Raw genomic sequence first — 3,362 nt, forward strand, 5'->3', positions numbered from 1 at the left:
GTGGCCATCCGCGATGCCTTCGATGCTGTCGAGCGGCGCCTGCAGGATGTCGAGCGCGAACGCCGCGGCCAGGTCAAGCAGCACGCGGCGCCGGCGCACGGCCGCATCAGCCAGCTGCTGCCGGAGCTCGATTGCGGGCGCATCGAAACCGCCGACGGGTGCGACGTTTACTTCCACCGCAACGCGCTGGTGGACGGCGACTTCGACCGGCTCGAAGTCGGCATGGAAGTGCGCTTCGTCGAGGAGATGGGCGACCAGGGGCCGCAGGCCAGCACCGTGCACCGGGTCGGCAAGCACCATCCGATCGGCTGAACGCCGTGTGGCGGGTGGACGGCGCCCAGGGCGAAGGCGGCGGCCAGTTGCTGCGCACGGCGCTGGCGCTGGCGGCGGCGACCGGCACGCCGCTGCACATCGAGAACATACGCGCCGCCCGGCGGCCGCCGGGGCTGGCGCCACAGCACTTGGCGGCGGCGCAGGCGGTGGCGGCGCTGTGCGGCGGCCGCCTCGAGGGCGCCGAGCTGCGCTCGGCGGCGCTGAGCTTTTGGCCCGGCGCGACGCTGCGCGACGAACTGACGGTCGACGTCGGCACCGCCGGCAACGTGATCCTGGTTCTGCACACGCTGCTGCCGGTGCTGGCGGCGCACGGGCGTGGCGCCACGCTGCGCTTGATCGGCGGCACCGACGTGCGCGCGGCGCCGCCGTTCGATTATCTGGCGCAGGTGACGGTGCCCTTGCTCGGCCGCCTCGGGCTGGCGCTCCAGGTGCAGGCGCCAAGGCGCGGCTACTACCCCCGCGGCGGCGGCGTGCTGCTGGCGCAGGTGGCGCCCTGCCCGCGCCTTCGGCCGCTGCAACTGGCGCAGCCCGGCCGGCTGCTGGCCATCGACGGGCTGGCGCACGTGACGCGCCTGCCGCTGTCCATTGCCGAGCGCATGGCAACGGCGGCCGGCCGGCACCTGCCGCAGGCGGACATTCGCGCCGAGGTGCTCGACCCGTCGACTTCGTACGGGCCCGGCGTGGCGGTGGTGGTATGGGCGCACACCGAGCACAGCTACCTCGGCGCCGCCGCCGTGGCCGAGCGCGGCGTGCCGGCCGAGGCGCTCGGCGAGGCGGTCGGCACGGCGCTGGCGGCGGAACTGGCCGCCGGCGCCAGCCTGGACGTGCACGCCGCCGATCAGCTGCTGGTGTACCTGGCGCTGGCCGGCGGGCGGTCGCTGTTTCGGGCGCGCGAGCTGAGCTCGCATGCCCGCACCACGCTCGGCCTGTTGCACAGCCTGCTCGGCGCCTGCGCGCAGGTGCAGGAATCGGCCGGCGCGGTGCGGGTGGAGCTAACAGGCCGTTGAAAAAAGGCTTCCTGCCCTTTTTCGACTCGGCTCGTCGCGGCACATGTCCGCAACGAGCCGCCCCCAATCAAGCGCTGGACGCGCTTGATTGGGGGGCAAGCCATCCCCGGCTTGCCTTGACAGGCCGTTGAAAAAGGTTTTTCAACGGCCTGTTAAATGCCGAGCGGGCCATCCCGTGAAGTCGCCCAGCCACGGCCGCCGGGTGCTGGCCGCGGCGTGTCGCCCGGGCAGGTGTCGCTGCTGTGGCAATGTCAGGGAAGCGCTTACGTCTTGTGACGTCCTGGGCAGGATGCCGCGGACGGCAAGCGCCCCGTCGATCGGCCGTTGTCCTTGCCGCAGCCGGTTGTCGCGGGCAGGCCAAGGAGGGTGAACGGTATGGCGGCTTCACGCGTATCCGCGCGCAGCGGGTTTGTGCGCCGGCCGGCGCGCCGTGCGGCCGGTGCCATGGCCGTAATCATCCTGCTGGCGGTGGCGATCTTCGGCTTGTCGTGGATGCGCAATCTCATCGCTCCGGCGCTGGTCCTGACGGACATCGTGGCCGGCGCGGCGCCGAGCCCGCTCAAGGCGCTGACGGCCGCGCCGCGGCGGGTCGAGATGCGCTTTTCCGGCAATGGCGAGCCGCTCGACGGCGATCTGTACCTGCCCGGGCGTGGCCGGCCGCGGGCCGGGGTGGTGCTGGTGCCGGGCGTGGTGCCGCTCGGCCACCGCGACCCACGCCTGGCGGCGTTCGCCCAGACGCTCGCGCGCGCCGGTTTCGCCGTGCTGGCGCCGTCGCTGCCCGCCTATCGGCTGCGCCAGGTGCAGCCGGGCGATGTGGCGCGCATCAGCGCCGCCTTTCGCCATCTGGTGGATCACCCCGACTGGGCGCCGCAGGGGCGGGCCGGCATGGTGGCGTTCAGCTACGCGGTCGGCTTTGCGGTGTTGGCGGCGCTGGACCCCGCCATCCGCGAACAGGTGCGCTTTGTGGTCGGCATCGGCGGCTACTACGACCTGAACGAGGTGCTGACCTATGCCACGACCGGGCATTACCGGGTGGACGGGCGCTGGCGGCAGCGGACACCGGACCCTTACGGGCAGTGGGTGTTCCTGGAAAGCGCGCGCCCCCACCTTCGCGATGCCCGCGATCGGTGGCTGTTGGGCGAGATGGCACGAAGAAAGCTCGAAAACCTCGACGCCGACCTCGCTCCGCTGGCCCGCGAGCTCGGGCCCGAAGGCCGCAGCATCTACCGGTTGCTCACCAATCCGGACCCGGCCGCGGTGCCCGCCCGTCTGGCGGCCCTGCCGGTAGCGGTGCGCGGCGTGCTGGATGCGCTGACCCTGCACGACAAGGACCTGACGGCGCTGCGTGCGCGGCTGATCCTGCTGGCGGGCGAGGACGACCCGCTCATCCCCTACACGCAAAGTCTGGCGCTGGCGCGCGCCGTGCCCGCCGGCCAGGCGTAGGTGCTCGTCATCCACCGCGTCCTGGGACATGTGGAATTGCGCCTGGGGCGGGCGTTCGAGGCGTCGTTCTGGGGCCAGGACCTGCCCGATCTGTGGCGCCTGTATCGGGCCGTGCGACTTTTGCTGCTGGAGCAGCGCCGTGGCCGGGCGGCCTGAAGGGGGCGCCCACGCCGGCAAGCGGGCGGCCGGCATCGTCGTGCTGCGCCGGCTGCCGGCGGGCTGGCAATGCCTGCTGCTGTGTGCTTACCGTAACTGGGACTTCCCCAAGGGCTTGGTCGAGGAGGGCGAGCTGACGCTGCCGCTCAGCCCGGCGCTCGGAGCATCATGCCTTTCGCTGGCTGGATTTCGACCAGGCGCCGCGCCTGCGGCCGATCCTCGATTGGGCGCACGGCCTCACGGCCCGGGCGCAAAGCGCGTGAAGCCGGCCGGTGGACGAAGGCGGCCCTCATGATCCATGTCCTGGCAGGTGAACCATGAAACGTCTGCGCCTGGCGGTGATCGGGTTTGGCAGCCTGGGCCGGGCCTGCGCCGAGGTCGTCCTCGATGCGCCCAGCGCCGACCTCGCACTGGCCGGCATCG

General features: G+C 72.4%; 4 protein-coding genes. All 4 read left to right on the top strand.

Features of this window, described 5'->3' with window-relative positions:
• Positions 1–312: cold shock domain-containing protein (locus tag PHC73_RS12885; RefSeq protein ID WP_300129005.1), on the top strand; the 312-nt coding region annotated here is incomplete at its 5' end.
• A 5-nt stretch (positions 313–317) separates the two neighbouring features.
• A complete protein-coding gene (rtcA, locus tag PHC73_RS12890) occupies positions 318–1,340 on the top strand; it encodes an RNA 3'-terminal phosphate cyclase (RefSeq protein WP_300129008.1) in 1,023 nt (340 codons plus the stop codon).
• Positions 1,341–1,784: 444 nt separating this feature from the next.
• Entirely contained in the window at positions 1,785–2,783 is a 999-nt protein-coding gene (locus PHC73_RS12895; RefSeq protein WP_300129011.1) for a hypothetical protein, read from the top strand.
• 30 nt (positions 2,784–2,813) lie between these two features.
• Positions 2,814–2,939, top strand: a complete 126-nt coding sequence (locus PHC73_RS12900; RefSeq protein ID WP_300129014.1) for a hypothetical protein — start codon at positions 2,814–2,816, stop codon at positions 2,937–2,939.
• Positions 2,940–3,362 lie beyond the last annotated feature (423 nt).

Origin of the sequence: Immundisolibacter sp., assembly GCF_028696615.1 — a bacterium.
GTDB lineage: Bacteria > Pseudomonadota > Gammaproteobacteria > Immundisolibacterales > Immundisolibacteraceae > Immundisolibacter.

Coding starts and splice junctions, on each gene's coding strand:
- PHC73_RS12895 (WP_300129011.1), top strand. CDS start 1,785: ATGGCCGTAATCATCCTGCTGGCGGTGGCGATCTTCGGCTTGTCGTGG.